Source organism: Flavobacterium daejeonense DSM 17708, from assembly GCF_000425425.1.
GTDB lineage: Bacteria > Bacteroidota > Bacteroidia > Flavobacteriales > Flavobacteriaceae > Flavobacterium > Flavobacterium daejeonense.
Map to the genome: position 1 here is coordinate 98,179 of NZ_AUDK01000013.1, position 18,284 is coordinate 116,462.

The 18,284-nt window shown below is 34.2% G+C and carries 21 protein-coding genes; 15 read left to right on the top strand and 6 right to left on the bottom strand.

All coding sequences use genetic code 11. From position 1 onward, the window contains the following. Nucleotides 1-55: 55 nt before the first annotated feature. The 10 genes from H599_RS0110500 (at nucleotide 56) to H599_RS19510 (ending at nucleotide 5,661) form a co-directional block, all read left to right on the top strand. On the top strand, nucleotides 56-826 hold the full coding sequence (locus H599_RS0110500) for a 3'-5' exonuclease (RefSeq protein ID WP_026714101.1): 771 nt from the start codon (nucleotides 56-58) through the stop codon (nucleotides 824-826). 72 nt (nucleotides 827-898) lie between these two features. Next, nucleotides 899-1,510 carry a fumarylacetoacetate hydrolase family protein gene (locus H599_RS0110505; RefSeq protein ID WP_026714102.1) on the top strand — a complete coding sequence of 204 codons (612 nt, stop codon included), beginning with the start codon at nucleotides 899-901 and terminating at the stop codon, nucleotides 1,508-1,510. Next, nucleotides 1,510-1,854 carry an Hpt domain-containing protein gene (locus H599_RS0110510; RefSeq protein WP_026714103.1) on the top strand — a complete coding sequence of 115 codons (345 nt, stop codon included), beginning with the start codon at nucleotides 1,510-1,512 and terminating at the stop codon, nucleotides 1,852-1,854. Before H599_RS0110505 ends, H599_RS0110510 begins: the two co-directional genes overlap by 1 nt. A 97-nt stretch (nucleotides 1,855-1,951) precedes the next feature. Beyond that, nucleotides 1,952-3,205, top strand: coding sequence for a CinA family nicotinamide mononucleotide deamidase-related protein (locus tag H599_RS0110515; RefSeq protein ID WP_026714104.1), 1,254 nt, complete (start codon nucleotides 1,952-1,954; stop codon nucleotides 3,203-3,205). 72 nt (nucleotides 3,206-3,277) lie between these two features. After that, on the top strand, nucleotides 3,278-3,514 hold the full coding sequence (gene rpmB / locus H599_RS0110520) for a 50S ribosomal protein L28 (protein WP_026714105.1): 237 nt from the start codon (nucleotides 3,278-3,280) through the stop codon (nucleotides 3,512-3,514). Nucleotides 3,515-3,548: 34 nt separating this feature from the next. Further along, the gene (gene rpmG, locus H599_RS0110525) at nucleotides 3,549-3,731 is read left to right on the top strand and encodes a 50S ribosomal protein L33 (RefSeq protein WP_026714106.1); all 183 of its coding nucleotides are present in this window, start codon (nucleotides 3,549-3,551) and stop codon (nucleotides 3,729-3,731) included. 75 nt (nucleotides 3,732-3,806) lie between these two features. Further along, nucleotides 3,807-3,959 (top strand): DUF4295 domain-containing protein, encoded by a 153-nt coding sequence (locus tag H599_RS20565; RefSeq protein ID WP_081810544.1) that lies wholly within the window; start codon nucleotides 3,807-3,809, stop codon nucleotides 3,957-3,959. A gap of 124 nt (nucleotides 3,960-4,083) precedes the next feature. Further along, complete coding sequence (gene ftsY / locus H599_RS0110535; RefSeq protein ID WP_026714108.1) at nucleotides 4,084-5,037, top strand: signal recognition particle-docking protein FtsY; 954 nt, start codon at nucleotides 4,084-4,086, stop codon at nucleotides 5,035-5,037. Nucleotides 5,038-5,040: 3 nt separating this feature from the next. Next, nucleotides 5,041-5,202 carry a hypothetical protein gene (locus H599_RS21015; RefSeq protein WP_169736898.1) on the top strand — a complete coding sequence of 54 codons (162 nt, stop codon included), beginning with the start codon at nucleotides 5,041-5,043 and terminating at the stop codon, nucleotides 5,200-5,202. 36 nt (nucleotides 5,203-5,238) lie between these two features. Next, on the top strand, nucleotides 5,239-5,661 hold the full coding sequence (locus H599_RS19510; protein ID WP_051590708.1) for a hypothetical protein: 423 nt from the start codon (nucleotides 5,239-5,241) through the stop codon (nucleotides 5,659-5,661). Nucleotides 5,662-5,705: 44 nt separating this feature from the next. Here H599_RS19510 and H599_RS0110550 read toward each other — a convergent pair whose 3' ends face one another. Next, nucleotides 5,706-6,773 (bottom strand): serine hydrolase domain-containing protein, encoded by a 1,068-nt coding sequence (locus tag H599_RS0110550; protein ID WP_026714109.1) that lies wholly within the window; start codon nucleotides 6,771-6,773, stop codon nucleotides 5,706-5,708. A 244-nt stretch (nucleotides 6,774-7,017) separates the two neighbouring features. Between H599_RS0110550 and H599_RS0110555 the strand changes: the two genes are divergently transcribed. Both H599_RS0110555 and H599_RS0110560 read left to right on the top strand, forming a co-directional pair. After that, on the top strand, nucleotides 7,018-7,470 hold the full coding sequence (locus H599_RS0110555) for a hypothetical protein (RefSeq protein ID WP_245600512.1): 453 nt from the start codon (nucleotides 7,018-7,020) through the stop codon (nucleotides 7,468-7,470). Continuing rightward, nucleotides 7,445-7,747, top strand: coding sequence for a DUF721 domain-containing protein (locus tag H599_RS0110560; protein WP_035141450.1), 303 nt, complete (start codon nucleotides 7,445-7,447; stop codon nucleotides 7,745-7,747). Before H599_RS0110555 ends, H599_RS0110560 begins: the two co-directional genes overlap by 26 nt. A 144-nt stretch (nucleotides 7,748-7,891) precedes the next feature. Here the strand turns inward: H599_RS0110560 and H599_RS0110565 are convergent, their stop codons facing one another. Both H599_RS0110565 and bshC read right to left on the bottom strand, forming a co-directional pair. Next, entirely contained in the window at nucleotides 7,892-8,311 is a 420-nt protein-coding gene (locus H599_RS0110565; protein WP_026714112.1) for a nucleoside-diphosphate kinase, read from the bottom strand. Between the two features lie 97 nt (nucleotides 8,312-8,408). Then, nucleotides 8,409-9,998, bottom strand: coding sequence for a bacillithiol biosynthesis cysteine-adding enzyme BshC (gene bshC, locus H599_RS0110570; RefSeq protein ID WP_026714113.1), 1,590 nt, complete (start codon nucleotides 9,996-9,998; stop codon nucleotides 8,409-8,411). A 110-nt stretch (nucleotides 9,999-10,108) separates the two neighbouring features. Here bshC and H599_RS0110575 point away from each other — a divergent pair, with 110 nt between their 5' ends. From H599_RS0110575 to H599_RS0110585, 3 genes are all read left to right on the top strand, one after another. Continuing rightward, nucleotides 10,109-11,386, top strand: a complete 1,278-nt coding sequence (locus H599_RS0110575) for an MFS transporter (RefSeq protein WP_026714114.1) — start codon at nucleotides 10,109-10,111, stop codon at nucleotides 11,384-11,386. A gap of 72 nt (nucleotides 11,387-11,458) precedes the next feature. Then, a complete protein-coding gene (locus tag H599_RS0110580; protein ID WP_026714115.1) occupies nucleotides 11,459-13,660 on the top strand; it encodes a B12-binding domain-containing radical SAM protein in 2,202 nt (733 codons plus the stop codon). A 491-nt stretch (nucleotides 13,661-14,151) separates the two neighbouring features. Next, complete coding sequence (locus H599_RS0110585) at nucleotides 14,152-15,210, top strand: porin (protein ID WP_026714116.1); 1,059 nt, start codon at nucleotides 14,152-14,154, stop codon at nucleotides 15,208-15,210. A 128-nt stretch (nucleotides 15,211-15,338) separates the two neighbouring features. On the opposite strand, the gene H599_RS0110590 is transcribed toward H599_RS0110585, so the two are convergent. Genes H599_RS0110590 through rimO form a run of 3 tightly spaced genes read right to left on the bottom strand, consistent with a single transcriptional unit; the run spans nucleotide 15,339 to nucleotide 18,098 of the window. Further along, nucleotides 15,339-16,241 (bottom strand): N-acetylmuramoyl-L-alanine amidase, encoded by a 903-nt coding sequence (locus tag H599_RS0110590; protein ID WP_026714117.1) that lies wholly within the window; start codon nucleotides 16,239-16,241, stop codon nucleotides 15,339-15,341. A 34-nt stretch (nucleotides 16,242-16,275) separates the two neighbouring features. Further along, nucleotides 16,276-16,752: a hypothetical protein gene (locus H599_RS0110595; protein ID WP_026714118.1), complete on the bottom strand. Its 477-nt coding sequence runs from the start codon at nucleotides 16,750-16,752 to the stop codon at nucleotides 16,276-16,278. 32 nt (nucleotides 16,753-16,784) lie between these two features. Continuing rightward, nucleotides 16,785-18,098, bottom strand: a complete 1,314-nt coding sequence (rimO, locus tag H599_RS0110600; protein WP_026714119.1) for a 30S ribosomal protein S12 methylthiotransferase RimO — start codon at nucleotides 18,096-18,098, stop codon at nucleotides 16,785-16,787. Between the last annotated feature and the right edge of the window lie 186 nt (nucleotides 18,099-18,284).

Genomic DNA, 18,284 nt, shown 5'->3' on the forward strand with positions numbered 1-18,284 from the left:
AACTCTTGTTTAAATCAAACTCAAAACTTTATATTTGTAGTTATATATTATTAAAATGGAATTAAAACTAAACAGACCTATTTGTTTTTTTGATCTTGAAACGACAGGGATTGATATTGGAAAAGACAGAATTGTAGAAATAGCAATATTTAAAGTTTTTCCTAACGGAAATAAAGAAAGTAAAACCTGGCTGGTGAATCCTACCATTCCAATTCCGCCTCAAAGTACCGCTGTTCATGGAATTACTGATGAAAAAGTGGCTAATGAACCTGCTTTTAAGGAATTGGCGCCACAGGTGTATCAAATGATTAAAGACAGTGATTTGGGGGGGTTTAATTCGGATCGTTTTGATATTCCGCTTTTAGCAGAGGAATTGCTTCGTGCCGGAGTAGATTTTGATATGAAAAACAGAGTTTCGGTTGATGTACAGACTATTTTTCATAAAAAAGAAGAACGTACTTTGAGTGCTGCTTTAAAGTTTTATTGTGGGCAAAATTTAGAGAATGCGCATTCGGCAGAAGCGGATACGATGGCGACTTACGAAATTTTGAAAGCGCAATTAGAACGTTATCCGGATTTAGAAAATGATATGAAATCTTTATCTGAATTTACAACCCGTAAAAAAATAGCCGATTTTGCCGGGATGATCGCTTTTGATGAAAATAATGAAGAGGTTTTTACTTTTGGTAAACACAAAGGTGTAAAAGTAGATGTGGTTTTGGAAAAAGAACCAGGTTATTTTAGTTGGGTTCAAAATGCGGATTTTCCATTATATACCAAAAAGGTTTTGACAGCCATAAAATTAAGAAAGTTAAATACGAAATAAGTAGGGAGTTGGAAGTTAGAAGAAGTTTGTTCCGGCTCTCAACTTCCAGCTCCCGACTCCTAACTCAAAAAAATGAAAATAATTTGTATAGGTCGCAATTATGCCAATCATATTGAAGAATTGGAAAATGAACGCCCAAGTGAACCGGTAATTTTTATAAAGCCGGATTCCTCAGTGTTGTTAAAGCAGCATCCTTTTGTGATTCCTGAATTTTCGGAAAATGTACAGCATGAAGTGGAACTTATTGTAAAGATTAATAAGGTTGGTAAATATATTGATGCTAAATTTGCTCATAAATATTATGACGAAATTAGTGTAGGAATTGATTTTACTGCCCGTGATTTGCAAAATAAATTAAAAGAAAAAGGCTTGCCTTGGGAAAAAGCCAAGGCTTTTGACGGTTCGGCGGTGATTGGTGATTTTTTGCCAAAAGCGCAGTTTAGTTCATTAGAAAATCTTACTTTTGAATTGAAGAATAATAATCAGACGGTTCAGGAAGGGAATGCGAATATGATGTTGTGGAAAATAGACGAGCTGATTGCTTATGTTTCGCAATATTTTACATTAAAAATAGGTGATATTATTTTTACCGGAACTCCAAAGGGAGTAGCAAGGGTACAACCCAACGATGTTTTGGAAGGATATTTAGAAGGACAAAAACTATTTAGAATACAAATAAAATAATGGCTTTAAATTACAACTTAGCAAAAGTATATGCAATCTCAGATAATGATCAGGAGTTTGTAAACGAAATTCTAACCTTGTTTGTAAATGATGTGCCGGAAGATTTGGCTCAAATAAAAGAAGGGATTAAGAAAAAAGATCATAAACACGCCTATGCTTATGCGCACAAAATTAAGCCAACATTGGATTTGTTGGGGATGACGGTTGCTTTTGAAGAAATTCTTCAGGTGGAAGCCTGGACAAAAGCCGAGGGGAAACGCAAAGATATCGAACATACTTTTGATAGTATTAAAGCACAGGTGAAAGAAGCAATTAAAGAAATTAAGAAAGATTTCTATTTGTAATTTCTTTTCAAATACAAATGATATAAAAATCAACATTCAAGTTTTTTGAGTGTTGATTTTGTTTTATAAGCAATTCTAAATTATTGATATACAAAAAATGAAAGCAGCTATTGTTACCATTGGAGATGAAATTTTAATTGGGCAAATTATTGATACAAATTCCGGTTTTATTGCAAAATCACTCGATAAGATTGGGGTAGAGATTTGGGAAATGCTTTCTGTTAGTGATGACAAGCAGCATATTTTGGATACTTTTAAAGAGTTACAAAATAAAGTTGACCTGGTGATTATTACCGGAGGTTTAGGCCCAACCAAAGACGACGTTACTAAAAAAACATTTTGTGATTATTTCGAAGATAAATTGGTGGTTGATGAGGCGGTTTTAAAACATGTAACTCAGTTAATTGAAGGTTTTTTTAAAAGAAAAATTACGCAGATTAATAAAGATCAGGCTTTGGTGCCTTCGCGTTGTACAGTGCTTCATAATCAGGTGGGAACAGCTCCGGGGATGTGGATGCAGAAAGAAAATACGGTCTTTGTTTCGTTGCCGGGAGTTCCTTTTGAAATGAAATATTTGATAGAAAGCGAAGTGATTCCTAAGGTTGTGAAAGAATTTAATCGTCCTTATATTATTCATAAAACAATCCTGACTTACGGACAAGGCGAAAGTATGGTTGCTGAACGTATTGAAGATTGGGAAAATAGTTTGCCGGGTTTTATTAAATTGGCTTATTTGCCGGCTCCGGGAAGAGTTCGTTTGCGTCTTACAGCCAGAGGGAAAGATAAAGAAGTATTGGGAAAGACTATTGATTCTTATGTTGCGTCTTTAAGTGCGATCATTAATGATATTATTGTGGGTTTTGAAGAAGATGAAACTATTGAGGTTTTGCTTGGAAAAAAACTCAAAGAACAGCAAAAAACAATTGCAACCGCCGAAAGCTGTACCGGAGGACAAATCGCAGTGAGTTTGTCCTCGGTAGCAGGAGCTTCGGCTTATTTTAAAGGGAGTGTGGTTTCGTATGCGGCTGAAACTAAGATTAATGTATTAGGGATTTCTGAAAAATTAATCAATGAACATTCGGTTGTAAGCGCTGAGGTGGCTAAAGCAATGGCTGAGAATGTAAAAAGGTTGCTGAATACAGATTATGCGCTTGCCACAACCGGAAATGCCGGGCCAACAAAAGGAGATGAAAAAGCCGAATTAGGAAGTGTATTTATTGCTTTGGCTACGCCAAATGAGGTTGTTGTAGAGGAGTTTAACTTTGGTCAACCCCGTGAAAAAGTCATAGACAGAGCCACTATTAAAAGCCTTGAAATGCTAAAGAAAGAAATTTTTAAAAATGTCTTATAATTTTTTTGTTAGAACCGTTTATTTTTCTTTTCTTTGCACCCTGATTTTGAATAACGATAAAAGTAAAGTATAATGTCAAGAGTTTGTGACCTTACAGGTAAAAGAGCGATGGTAGGAAATAACGTTTCTCACGCTATGAACAAAACTAAGAGAAAGTTTTCTGTAAACTTAGTTAAAAAGCGTTTTTATCTTCCGGAAGAAGATAGATGGATTACTCTTAGAGTAGCAGCATCTACGATAAAAACAATTAATAAAAATGGAATTGACGCTGTTTTGAAAAAAGCACAGTCAGAAGGATTTATTAAATAATTCTGTTTAATTCCTATAATAAATATATAGCAAGATGGCAAAGAAAGGTAATAGAATCCAAGTAATTTTAGAGTGTACAGAACACAAAGCTTCAGGTGTTGCTGGTACATCAAGATACATAACAACTAAGAACAAAAAAAATACTCCGGACAGATTAGAGATTAAAAAATTTAATCCAATCTTGAAGAAAGTAACTGTTCACAAAGAAATTAAATAATAATTAGTAATTTTGATTAAATCTCTAATCTGATTAGTATTGGAGATTTATTAAAATTCAAATAACATTTGAATCATGGCAAAGAAAACAGTAGCATCGTTACAAACATCTTCTAAGAGATTATCAAAAGCCATTAAAATGGTTAAATCTCCAAAAACTGGCGCATATACTTTCGTTGAAACTATTATCGCTCCTGAATTGGTTGATGAATTCTTGAAAAAGAAATAATTCATAAATGAATATATAGAAAAGCTACTTTCTTCAGGAAGTAGCTTTTTTATTTTCTATATTTACTCTTTGAAAGCTAAACGGGGCAATTATACGATTGGCTTATTTTAAAACTGTACACGCAATGAGTTTTTTTAAAAGAATATTTTCCTCAGAAAAAAAAGAGTCTTTAGATAAGGGGCTTGAGAAAACAAAAACAACTTTTTTTTCCAAATTAAGTAAAGCTATTGTTGGAAAATCTAAAGTAGATGATGATGTTTTGGATAATCTGGAAGAAATTCTGGTTACTTCGGATGTTGGGGTAGATACAACTCTAAAAATTATTACCCGAATCGAAAACCGTGTGTCAGAAGATAAATATTTAGGAACTTCAGAATTAAATCAGATTCTTCAGGAAGAAATTGCTTCTTTGTTATCTGAAACCAATAGTGGAGAAGCTACCGAATTTGTAATTCCAATTAATACCAAACCTTATGTTTTAATGGTGGTTGGTGTTAATGGTGTGGGAAAAACTACTACGATTGGAAAATTAGCTTATCAGTTTAAAAAACAGGGTTACAAAGTAGTTCTTGGTGCGGCCGATACTTTCAGAGCAGCGGCTATCGACCAGTTACAAATTTGGGCAGACAGAGTTGATGTCCCTATTGTGAGACAAAATATGGGTTCTGATCCGGCTTCTGTAGCTTTTGATACCTTACAATCGGCTGTGGCTCAGGATGCAGATATTGTTATTATTGATACTGCAGGTCGTTTGCACAATAAAATCAATTTGATGAACGAATTATCAAAAGTAAAACGGGTGATGCAAAAGGTGGTTGCCGATGCGCCACATGATGTGTTGTTAGTTTTGGATGGTTCAACCGGTCAAAATGCTTTTGAACAGGCTAAACAATTTACCGCTGCCACCGAAGTAACGTCATTAGCGGTAACCAAATTAGACGGAACGGCTAAAGGTGGAGTTGTGATTGGAATTTCGGATCAGTTTCAAATTCCTGTAAAATATATTGGAGTAGGAGAAGGAATTGAAGATTTACAGGTCTTTAATAAATATGAATTTGTTGATAGTTTCTTTAAATAAAACATGAAAAATATAGCTCCAATTTATTTGTACATGATTAGTGTGGTTTGTTTTGTAGCGGCTAATCTTGTTAGAGACCAATACCTGAACTTGTATTATATTTTATTGATTGTTGGTATTCTTTCGTTTTTTATTGGTTTTAAAAATAGAGGCAAGAAAAGTTAATAATATTTAAGGCACTCATTTTTAGAAAAATAGTATATGAAAAAGCCTGCTATTAGTTATATTATAAACATGAAGATTCCAAAGATAATTCTTTGGTGTTATCTGATTTGGTATTTTTCTATTTTATCTATTTATTTTGAACCTTCATTAAGACTTTGGGCAAGTTCGCTTGGAATTTCGTTAATCATTGGTTTTGCTCTCCTTTTGTCTACAAACCAACAAGGAGTAAAACAGGATATTTGGATTAAAATTAGGCTTTTTCTATTTCCCTTTTGTGTTTCCAGTTATTCTGCTACCATTAAAGGTCACGATTTTATACTCCTTTTTCCAAATAACAGCAGACATCTTTTTATAGGGATAACCAATTGTTTGTTGTTTGTTTTTTTTATTTGGATTACTAAGAGAGCTTATAAATTTTATGCAAAGAAAAAGTATGAAGTTTATAACCAAATTTCTTAATTTTTATTTTCTTTCTGTTTCTTGAGGATTAATTATTCTACTATTTACTGATACAAAGCATTTATTTTTTGCCAAAGTACAGCATCAAAATCGGATAAGGTCAGATTGACATTATCTGCAGCATCACCCATTCGGATAACAACCATTTTTTTGCTGGGAATTACATAAATTTTTTGGTCATTTTTGCCTAATGCCATAAACATGTCGTTTGGACCGTTTGGAATGACATTTCCAGAAAATTGCAATTGACTTTGCGGTAAATGATAACTACTTTTTCCGTTCAGCCACCATAAATAGCCGTATCCCAGATTAATATTTTGAGAAGTTGCAGTTGCCGAATTGAAAAAGGCTTCATTCAAAATGGTCGTATTCTCCCATTTTCCTTTGTTGAGCATCAATAAGCCAAAACGGGCCATACTTCGGGTAGTACTAAAATAAACGATGTTGTTGTCCAGAGGAAGCCAGACTCCATTCATTCCGATTTTATCTCTTAATTTGCTATTGAAATAATTACTCCAGCTTTGCCCTGTAGCCTGAGCAATGACATCCTGTAATTTTACATAGACATTATGGTAAGCCCAACGTGTTCCTGCATCGGCTTTATAGGTTAATTTAGAAGGGGAAACGTCATCACCGTTGGCAATATCTTCAATTCCTGAAGTCATGGTGAGTAAATGTTTGCAGTTGATTAGGTTTTCTTTGTCTAAAGTTTCAGACGTCCATCCGGTTCCAATATAATCAGAAACTTTATTATTGATATTGATAAAGCCTTCCTGCTCTGTAATTCCTGTAAGTGTAGCGGTTAAAGTTTTTCCGGCACTTCCCCAATACCAATTGGTTGTTGCTGAATGCCCATTGAAATAATTCTCCATAACAATGCGTCCGTTTACTAAAATCATAAAAGATTTAGAATGTTTTAATTCCAAATAATCTAATAATGGTAGGACTGCATCTTGTTTCCAACCTAAATCATTAATGGATTTTGTTTCCCAATTATTTCCGCTAACGGGAGGGAAATACATGTTTTCTGAAGTTATTGTATCTGGTTTTGAATCAGGACTACAATTGACAAACAGAAAAAAACTCAGTAGGTAAAAAAGTGTTTTGTACATGGTTTGGTAGTTTAAAGTGTAACTCCTTTAAGACCAAAATTATATAAAATAGTTTAAGTTGATTTGTATTTTTTAGCTAAGTTAAGTTTAATACGCTTAACTTTGTTTGAGAAACAAAAGGTATTTTTGTTTCGAATTTCCAGCCCTGATGGTAGCGGCATCCTTTTATGCCGGTGTTCGGCATGAAAGATATAACGTCCCGATAGCTATCGGGAGCAGGTACATGCTTCTAAAAAATAAATTGATGATGAAAAATAGTTTAAAAATTCTTTTTGTATGCTTGTTTTTAGTGTCTTGTCAACAAAAAATAACTCCGGAAGATATTCAAAAGTTAAATGGTTATTGGGAAATTGAGAAAGTGACTTTTGATAAAGGAGAGGATAAGGAATATAAGATGAATGAGAATTTTGATTATTTCAAAATCATTAATAATGAGGGAATTCGTCGTAAAGTTCGTCCGCAGTTCAACGGAACTTTTTTGTTTAATGAGGATTATGAAAATGTAAAAGTACGTTTTGATAAAGATCATGTTTATTTAGATTATTCAACGCCTTATGCTAAATGGACAGAAGAGTTACTAAAGTTAACTGATGAGTCGATGCTGATTAAAAACGACCAAAATAAAGAATACGAGTATAAAAAAGCCGGACCAATTAATTTATCAGGAGAAGATGAAGCAGCCCAAAAGACTAAATAGTGAAAGTTCTATAGGAGATATTTTGAAGCAAATTATTCAGGGGAATAAATTGCAGTCGGGTATGGACGGGATTAATGTGAAAGAAGCCTGGCAAAATTTAATGGGAAACGGCGTTAACAGTTATACCCGAAATGTAGTTTTAAAAGGGAATACTTTGTATGTAGAATTAACTTCATCAGTTTTACGGGAAGAATTGAGTCACGGAAAATCAAAGATTATCAAAATGATTAATGAAGAATTACGTCGCGATGTAGTGAAAGAAGTTATTTTGAGATAGTGATTTATGATTATTGATTAACGATTTTAGATTTCAGATGTAGGGAAAAAAGAAAATCCAGTCCGTTTTTTAGAACGAGACTGGATTTTCTTTTTTTATAGATTTTTATCTGCTTTCTGGATTCTGAAATCTGCGTTCTGAATACTAGAACTGTTCTCTTCCTGCGAAGTGAAAATTACTTTCAATTGTGGCATTTTCATCGCTGTCAGAACCGTGAACGGCATTTTCTCCCATTGAGGTTGCGTATAATTTTCGGATAGTTCCTTCGGCTGCTTCGGCCGGATTAGTTGCTCCAATTAAGGTTCTGAAATCTGTTACTGCATTTTCTTTTTCTAAAATAGCAGCAACAATAGGTCCGCTGGACATAAATTTTACTAATTCACCGTAAAATGGTCTTTCGGCATGAACGGCATAAAACGCTTTTGCATCGGCTACTGTAAGTTGAGTTAATTTGAGAGATACTATTTTAAATCCTGCATTAGTAATCATAGCAAGGATGTTTCCGATGTGTCCGTTAGCAACAGCATCGGGTTTAATCATGGTAAAAGTTCTGTTGGTTGTCATTTTATAATTTCTTTTTTATAAAAGTAGTTTTTTTAAAATGGATAGCACTTTTAATCTTTAATAAAAGCGTCATAAATCCCACTTCTTTTGTTAAATTTTACAATTCTATGATGTCGAATCGTTGTTCCAGTGGTTGGAGTTTTTCCGTTAATTTTGAAATAAGATGATCTCCGGCTTCCAGATAAAACTCTGAAAAATTAGCCTGGCGTTCCTGTAATTTCTGATTGGGAAATAATTCATTTTGTAAATCAGTTATTCGGGACAAGGTGTCTTTTAGTTTTATTTTTTCAGCTTTTAGCAAACGCTTTTCAAGTTTGTCCAATCCTTTTAATTGTTTTATTTCCTGAGCTTTTACAGCTCCGGCAAAGGACGGATCTGTTTTCGTGGTGATTTCGTTTAGGATACTGAATTGCTTTTGTAGTTGTGTTTTTAAAAGAGTCAAATCAATATCAAATTCCGATAAAACTTTAGTTTTTTCGTTGATTAAATCATTTTGTTTTGAGAATAAGTCATTCCAGTTTAGATTTAATCTGTTTGCTTTTTTAATTTGTTTTTCGGTAGCCAAAAGCACCGAATTACGAACTAAAAGTATTGGGAAACTCACTTTAACCGTTTCAAAAAAAGATTTTAATTCCAGCCAATAGGCAATTTCTCCGCCTCCGCCAATGTAGCAAAGATTTGGTAAAATAACTTCCTGATATAAAGGGCGCATGATAACATTAGGACTGAATTTTTCAGGATTGCTTTCTGATAGAGTTAAAATTTCCTGTTGGGAAAATTCAAGTTTTGTATTGTTTACTAAATATTTTCCATCCTGATAGATAATACGTTCTCGTAAGTTGTTTTCTATATAAAATAAATTAATTTCACGTGGATTAACCTGAATACTGTATTCTTTTAGTTTTTCGGTGGTTTCGAGTACTTTTTTGTTTGCGGTTTGATTTACCAGTTCTTCTTTAATATAAGGAATGAAGTTTCTTTTCAAATCGGCATTATCGGAATCAATAATAACTAATCCGTGTGAACCAAATAAAGCATTAGCCAGATAACGTGTGGCATCGGCAAGATTGTCATGTTTTAAATAAGCATCCTGAAACAGTTTTTTTAGTGTTTCGGCATTAGTACTGTGACCTAATTCCTGTTCGAATATTTCGAAAAAATCTGCTAAACCATCAGTTGAAAGTCTGCCTACAGGACCAGTACTTTCTTTATTCCAACGGAATTTTTTCCCTTTGAAATTAAAATAATTGATTTCTTCAAAATCATGATCTTCAGTGGCCATCCAATAAATTGGGACGAAATTATAAGCCGGGTATTTTACTTTTAATTCATTTGTTAAATTAATAGTAGAAATAATTTTATATAAAAAATAGAGAGGGCCGGAAAACAGGTTTAATTGATGTCCGGTAGTTACGGTAAAAGTATTCTCGACTTTTAAAGATTCTATATTTTGTTGGGTTAAATGCGAAATTTCAAGTCCTGAATATTGTTTTTGTAACACAGCAACTAAGGTGTTTCTGTTGTCGTGCCTGAAATTATTTTGCTTTTCAATGATTTGCTTTTCGAAATTTTCAAGGCTTGGAAAGCGATTATATAAGGATTGTAATTTTGAATTTTGGTTTAAATAATCATTCATCAAAGGAGAGAAATATCCTGAGTTTTGATAGCTGATACAGTCGTTGGGCATGTTTTCATTTTGTTTTGAGTAAAATTACCAAAAAATATTGGAACTAAATATTTGTAGCTTTCAAAAATAAGGAGGATTTTTGCAGGATTTTTAAATTTAATTTTTTGTTTATGAAAGAACAGTCAGCTAAAATAAATTCTTTAAAACATGTTCTTTTTGGTAGTTTAATCGGGACTACTATTGAGTTTTTTGATTTTTATATTTATGCCAATGCAGCGGTGTTGGTTTTTCCACAGTTGTTTTTTCCGGGAGCGGATAGTACCAATTCGACTTTGGAATCTTTAGCAACTTTTTCCATTGCTTTTTTGTCCAGACCGTTGGGGTCTGCTTTTTTTGGGCATTTTGGTGACAAAGTAGGACGAAAAGTAACTTTGGTTGCGGCTTTATTAACCATGGGGATTTCTACGGTTAGCATTGGATTTTTGCCTAGTTATGCCAGTATTGGAATTTTGGCACCTATATTATTAATGTTGTGTCGTTTTGGACAGGGAGTTGGTTTAGGCGGCGAATGGGGAGGTGCCGTTTTATTGGCTATCGAGAATGCGCCACCACACAAACGTGCCTGGTATGGTATGTTCCCTCAACTTGGCGCGCCAATAGGTTTGTTGCTTTCGGGAGGTACTTTTTTATTGTTGACTGATAATATGAGTGCCGAGGATTTTATGGATTACGGTTGGAGAATTCCTTTTATTGCCAGTTCGCTTTTAGTAATTATTGGTTTTTATATTCGATTGAAAATTACCGAAACTCCAGCTTTTGAAAATTCTAAAGAAGAGCAGCACGAAGTGAAAATCCCGTTTTTTACGTTGTTGAAATCGTATAAAAACCAGTTGATTTTTGGAACTTTTGCAGCCATTACTACCTTTTTAGTGTTTTATCTAATGACTGTGTTTACGCTGAGTTGGGCTACTTCCGATTTAGGATTTACGAAAAGAGACGCCTTGTTGATTCAGTTGTTTTCGGTGTTGTTTTTTGCGTTATTCATTCCTGTTTCGGCCTTAGTTGCCGATAAAATCGGACGAAGAAAAATGTTGATTTATACCACAATTACAATTGCTTTTTTCGGTTTTTTCTTTTCTTATTTTTTAAATTCCGGAAATACATTTTTAGTAACTGCTTTTGTGTGTATGGGAATGGCTTTGATGGGCTTTACGTATGGACCTTTAGGAACTTTTCTTTCCGAATTATTCCCGACAACCGTTCGTTATTCCGGAGCATCCTTAACCTTTAATATGGCAGGAATTCTTGGAGCTGCTTTTGCACCAATGATTGCTATTTGGCTGGCTTCTAATTACGGGTTGACTTATGTTGGTTTTTACTTAGTAGCTGCATCGTTAATTTCATTGATTTCGTTATTGGTGATTAGTAAGCAGGAGCATAAGTTTTAATCAATAAAAGTTTGTTTTAAAATTATAATAGGGGATTTTTATCCCCTATTTTTGTATAAAAATATTTTTCCTTTGAAAACCAAACTATTCCTCATCACGCCGCCTTTTACCCAGCTGAATACACCATATCCGGCAACAGCCTATATTAAAGGATTTTTGAATACCAAAAATATCGATTCGGTTCAGGCTGATTTAGGTATTGAAGTGATTTTGAAAATCTTTTCGAGAGAAGGTTTAAAAGATTTGTTTAATGTTCAAAGTTTAAAGATTGAAGTTGAAGAGGTTTCGGATAATTCGAAAAGAATTTTTGCTCTTCAGGATGAATACATTAAAACGATTGATTCGGTAATTGCTTTTTTGCAGGGAAAAAATCCAACTTTAGCACTTCAAATTTGTCAGGAAGATTATTTGCCGGAAGCATCCCGTTTTGCTCAATTGGAAGAATTGGATTGGGCTTTTGGTAGCATGGGAACGCAGGATAAGGCAAAACATTTAGCAACCTTATATCTCGAAGATATCTCCGATTTTATTGTCGAATGTGTTGATGCTAATTTTGGTTTCAGTCGTTATGCCGAACGTTTAGGACGAAGTGCCAATTCTTTTGACGAATTATACGAAGCCTTACAGCAAGAACCTACTTATATAGATAACATATTGCTTTCTATTCTGGGAGAAAGAATAAATTCTGTTCAGCCAAATTTATTCCTGATTTCAGTTCCTTTTCCCGGAAATTTATATTCGGCTTTTCGATGTGCACAATGGGTGAAAAAACATTATCCGGAAATTAAAATTTCTATGGGTGGCGGTTTCCCTAATACTGAATTACGTTCGCTTTCGGATGCTCGTGTTTTTGAATTTTTCGATTATATTACTTTGGATGACGGTGAAGTTCCAATAGAAGAACTTGTAAATGATGTCACTTTGAGCGCAGTCGAGAAGTTTTATAAAAGAACTTTTCTTTTAGAAAATGGTAAAGTAGTTTATAAAAACAATTCCATAAAATCGGATTATAAACAATCACAGGTAGGAACTCCTGATTATTCTGATTTGTTGTTGGATAAATATATTTCGGTGATCGAAATAGTGAATCCTATGCATCGTATGTGGAGTGATGGTCGATGGAACAAATTGACCATGGCTCATGGTTGTTATTGGGGAAAATGTACCTTTTGTGATATTTCCTTAGATTATATTAAGGTGTACGAACCTGTTGCAGCTAGTTTGCTTTGTGATCGAATGGAGGAACTAATTGCTCAAACGGGACAAAATGGGTTTCATTTTGTGGACGAAGCGGCTCCTCCGGCTTTGATGCGTGCATTGGCTCTCGAAATTCTTCGAAGAAAATTATCGGTCACCTGGTGGACCAATATTCGATTTGAAAAAAGTTTTACGGCCGATTTGTGTATACTGCTTAAAGCTTCCGGTTGTATAGCTGTTTCGGGTGGACTTGAAGTGGCTTCCGACCGTTTGTTAAAATTGATTGATAAAGGAGTGACGGTAGAGCAGGTGGCTAAGGTTACCCGAAATTTTACCGAATCCGGTATTATGGTTCATGCTTATTTAATGTATGGTTATCCAACGCAGACGGTTCAGGAAACGGTGGATAGTCTAGAAATGGTGCGTCAGTTGTTTGAAGCAGGTGTTTTGCAATCGGGATTTTGGCATCAGTTTGCCATGACGGCGCACAGTCCTGTGGGTATGTATCCGGAAAAATATGGTGCCGTTAAAGAAACCGAAGTCATTGGAACTTTTGCTAATAATGATATTAATTATAAAGATTCAACTGGTGTTAACCATGATCAATTTAGTTTTGGGCTAAAAAAATCATTGTTCAATTATATGCATGGTATTTGCTTCGACTATGATTTGCAGGATTGGTTTGACTTTAAGATTCCAAGAACGAAAATCCATCCTGATTTTATTTTTGATGCTTTGCAAGTAGATCATCATCTTCATACAAAGCCTACCACTAAAGTAGTTTGGATAGGAGGGAAACCTACTCTGGAATATTTTACCAAGACTAAAAAAGGAAAATCATGGGAAATGGCAGCTTTAACTTTTCATAATAAAAAAGAAAGTTTTGCTATTCAAGCTAATAAAGCCGAAGGGAAATGGCTGGCTGAGATACTTCTAAAAGTGGCTGTTTCGAATTCCAAGATATATTCTTATCAGGAATTAAAAACGGACTTTGAATTAGAATTGGAAGATTTTGAGTTGTTCTGGTATTCTAAAGCGGTAACTGTTTTAAGAGAACATGGCCTGTTAATTTTATAAATAATTTCAATTTTCTGCTTATTTGAAGTGAATTACTGTAATGTTGCAGTGTAAACCTCCTTTTGGGAGGTTTTTTTGTTTTTATAAGTTTTTAAAGAATATTTAAAAGTATTGTTTTTTTATTTATACCCCTGTTTTTTTAAGGGGTTGCATTTGTTTTGTTTGGTTTAAAATTGATTTTTTGTCATTTTTTTAATGTTTTTTTGATTTTAGTGTGCAATTTATAAGGGGTGGTGTGTTTTTTACTGTGAGAATAATTAGTTTTTTGATGTTAAAAAATAATAAAAACGTATTTTTTTTTATCCGAATCCCGTTTTTTGATAAATCGACGCTGTAAATCGAAAAAAGTTATATTTTTTTATTTTGATAAATTTAAAAGTTGATAAATTTGCTTCAAGAAAGAGGTTAAAAATGTATTAAAAATTGAGAATAATATGTTAATATTTCTTTTTGAGTAAAAATAATTTAAAATAACCAAAACAAAATTCAACATGAAAAAAGTAATTTTTATTTTAGCTTTAGCACTGACAGGAAGCGTGACATTTGCACAAGACACACCGTTAGAAATTTCAGGATCTGCTGATGTTTACTACAAATATGATTTTGCAAAAGTGTCTAACATAGGTACCAGTTTTGCGTCCGATCAGAATTCTGTTTCTTTAGGTATGATTGATATCGCTTTGAAGAAAACAACGGGTAAAACTTCTTTCGTGGGTGAGGTTTCTTTTGGGCCTAGAGGACAATATCAATCGATTTTAAATACTCCAGGAGTAGTATTTGATGATAATGGTGATGTTATTGCGTCAACAAGCGGTGAATCATTCAATATACAAAACTTGTATGTTACTTATGCAGTTACCGATAAATTAAGCTTCACAGCGGGGTATATGGGGACTTTTATTGGTTATGAAGTAATTTCGCCGCTAGCTAATTTCCACTATTCAACTTCTTATTTATTTACTAACGGGCCATTCCAAAATGCAGGGGTGAAAGCGAATTATGCTTTTTCTGATAAAGTAGGTTTGATGGTTGGTGCTTTCAATGATAACTGGAATGTTTATTCTGCTGATCCTATGAAAGGTTTGAATGCTATTGGAGCTCAATTGTCTTTAACTCCAACTGAAGGAGTAAGCGCTTATTTGAACTTTATGGATGGTTCAGTGGCTGGGACAATTTTTGATTTAACAGCAACCTTCCAATTGTCTGAAAAATTTAAATTAGGGTTAAATGCAGCTGATTGGTCTGGTAATGGAGATAAAGTAGGATATACAGGAGTAGCTTTGTATCCGTCTGTAGCAGTTAATGATAACTTTGGTTTAGGTTTACGTGCAGAATATTTTAAAGCTAAAGAAAACAGTGCTATGTATGGTTTATCAGCTGATAACTCTGTAACAGCTTTTACTTTATCTGCTAATTATAAAGCTGGTGGTTTAACAATTATTCCTGAATTCAGATTGGATTCTGCTAAAGAAGATAATTTCGTAGACTCTGATTTTGCTCCAACTAAATCTGCTGCTCAAGCTTCAATCGCTTTAGTTTACGGATTCTAAAAACAACAATTCAAAGCCAAAACCAGATTACATTACAATATAATTTTTTTTTTACTGCCAAGGTACAATTCGATTGTGTCTTGGCAGTTTTTTTATGTCTAATTTTTGTCTTTATAAGAAACTGTTTTTTATTGTTTTAAGTAAATAGAGTAGATAGTGTTTATGGTATTTTGATCTAAAACAGCATTTACTTCTTCAGGTATATAGTGCAGTTTAAAAGCAGTTATGGCTGCATTTAAATTTTTGGTGTTGTAGCCAATAATTCGCAACGCCTGTTCCGGATTAAAATCAAAGGGGGCAAGAGGAAGGATGTCATCTTTCCAAATTCCAAAACCATTTTCGGCTAAAGTTTTCCATGGAAAAAAAGCGCTTGGATCTTTTTTTCGGGCTGGAGCAATGTCTGAATGTCCAATGATGTTTTGAGCCGGAATATTATAGTCTTTTTTTAATTTGCTTAACAAAGCCATCAAACTGGTAATTTGTGGTTCCGAAAAGGGTTCGCTGCCATTGTTGTCTATTTCGATGCCAATAGAAGCCGAATTGATGTCGGTGTTTTTTCCCCAGGAACTTACTCCGGCATGCCAGGCACGTAGATAATCGTTCAGCATTTGAACAACATGACCGTCTTTGGCCACGACATAATGAGCGCTTACCTGAGTACTTTCTTTGGTAAAGGTTTTTACGGTTTGCTGAATGGAATCCTGTGCGGTATGATGCAAAATGATAAAATTGGGTTTGCGAAGATTAAAATTAACAGTGCTTATCCATTCGGTATGGATGCCATTGTCTAATTGGGTGGAGCCAACTTTGAAAATACTGTCTTTGAAAGTGTATAATTGTTTGGTGTATACACTGTCAATGCTTATTATTACTTTGTTTACAATAGGTAGTGGTTCCGGTTCTTTAACAGAGATTTGTTCTTTAAAGCTTTTGAGTTTTGTATTATATTCCTTTTCGCTTTTTTTATAAGGATTTGTCGAACAGGAGGAAATGATTATTGCTGGAATTAAATAGATGAAATATTTACTCATTGCTGTTTGATTTTTATTAAAAAAGGAAAACTGTTTAGTCTTCCTTTTTCTTTTTCTTCTTTTTCTCTTTTTTGTTGTTTCCGCGCTCTTCTTTCAGCGCTTTATATTTTTGTCTTTGTTCCTCATTGAGGTATTCGTTTACCTTTCGTTCGTTGACTTCAAAAAGAGCTTTTATTTCGTTGGATTTTTCTTCCTGGCTCAATTTTTCATCTTTCATAATCGCTGTTTGCGATTTGATAATGTCGGTATATACATTTCCGATGGCTATCGTTTGCAGTTCATCCAGATTTAATTCCGGTTTTAGCTTTTCCATTATTTTTCCAACTGTAACTTCTACTGGAATTTCTTTAGGTTTCATAGCATTTTGTTCCACCTGACTCATGCCCATGCCGTAATTATTCCCGTATCCATTACCGTAGCCGTTTCCATAACCGCCATAACCGTATTGGGCAAAAGAATTAAAACTTATTAATATAAACGAAAATAAGAGGAGGAATTGTATCTTTTTCATGTTAAAGTTTTTTAAAAAATGGCTAAAAGCATTTAAGCTGGCTCACCGTATAAATCGTATTCGGTAGCGTCGATGATTTTAATCATTGCAAAATCGCCTGTTTTCAGATAGAATTTCGAAGCGTCAATTAATACTTCGTTATCAACATCCGGACTGTCAAACTCAGTACGCCCCACAAAGTGATTTCCTTCTTTTCGATCAATAATACATTTGAAAGTTTTTCCAATTTTTTCCTGATTTAAATCCCAGGAAATTTGAGATTGCAATTCCATGATTTCATTGGCGCGGGCTTGTTTTATATCATCCGGAACATCGTCTTCTAACAAATAAGCGTGCGTGTTTTCTTCATGCGAATAAGCAAAGCATCCCATTCGGTCAAATTTCATTTCCTGAACAAAATCTTTCAAAATTTCGAAATCTTCCTGTGTTTCTCCCGGATAACCTACAATTAAAGTAGTACGGATTGCCATTCCCGGAACAGCTGCTCGGAAGTCTTTTAATAATTGGGTAGTTTTTGCCTGAGTAGTTCCGCGACGCATTGATTTCAAAATAGAATTTGAAATGTGTTGCAATGGAATATCGATGTAATTACAGATTTTTGGTTCGCGTTTCATTAAATCCAAAACATCCATAGGAAAACCTGTAGGGAAGGCGTAATGCAAACGAATCCATTCGATACCTTCTACTTTAGCAAGCGCTTCCAGTAATTCGGCTAAATTTCTTTTTTTATAAATATCAAGTCCGTAATAAGTTAAGTCCTGAGCAATTAAGATTAATTCTTTTACACCGTCTCTGGCCAAACCTTCAGCTTCTTTGACTAATTTTTCAATAGGTTGCGAAACGTGTTTTCCGCGCATAATCGGAATAGCACAAAAGCTGCAGGGACGGTCGCAACCTTCGGCAATTTTCAGGTAAGCATAATTTTTAGGAGTTGTAGTAAGTCTTTCGCCTAATAATTCATGTTTATAATCGGCACCTAAAGCCTTTAATAATTGAGGTAATTCGGTAGTTCCGAAAAACTGATCGACATTAGGAATTTCTTTTTCTAAATCAGGTCTGTAGCGCTCCGATAAACATCCGGTTACGAAAACTTTGTCAACTAAGCCTTTTTCTTTTTTGTCAGCATATTCCAAAATCATATTTACCGATTCTGCTTTTGCATTATCAATAAAACCGCAGGTGTTGATAACGATAATATTACCTTCTTTCTCGGCTGGTGCTTCGTGTTCAACCTCTTTTCCATTGGCACGAAGTTGCCCCATTAACACTTCGCTATCGTATATGTTTTTGGAACATCCAAGGGTAATTACGTTTATTTTGTTCTTTTTTAAAGACTTAGTTCTCATAGAATTGTAAATTGGATGGCAAAATTACGTTTTTTTATTCAAATTGCCCCGATAGCTATCGGGATTGTTGCCATTTGACTATTTTTTATGATGCTATTTGTGGTACTTTAAGAAAGTACGGATGATTTTTTGAAATGTATTTTTTAAAAACAAACAACCGTCTTGTTTTAGAAAAGACAAGACGGT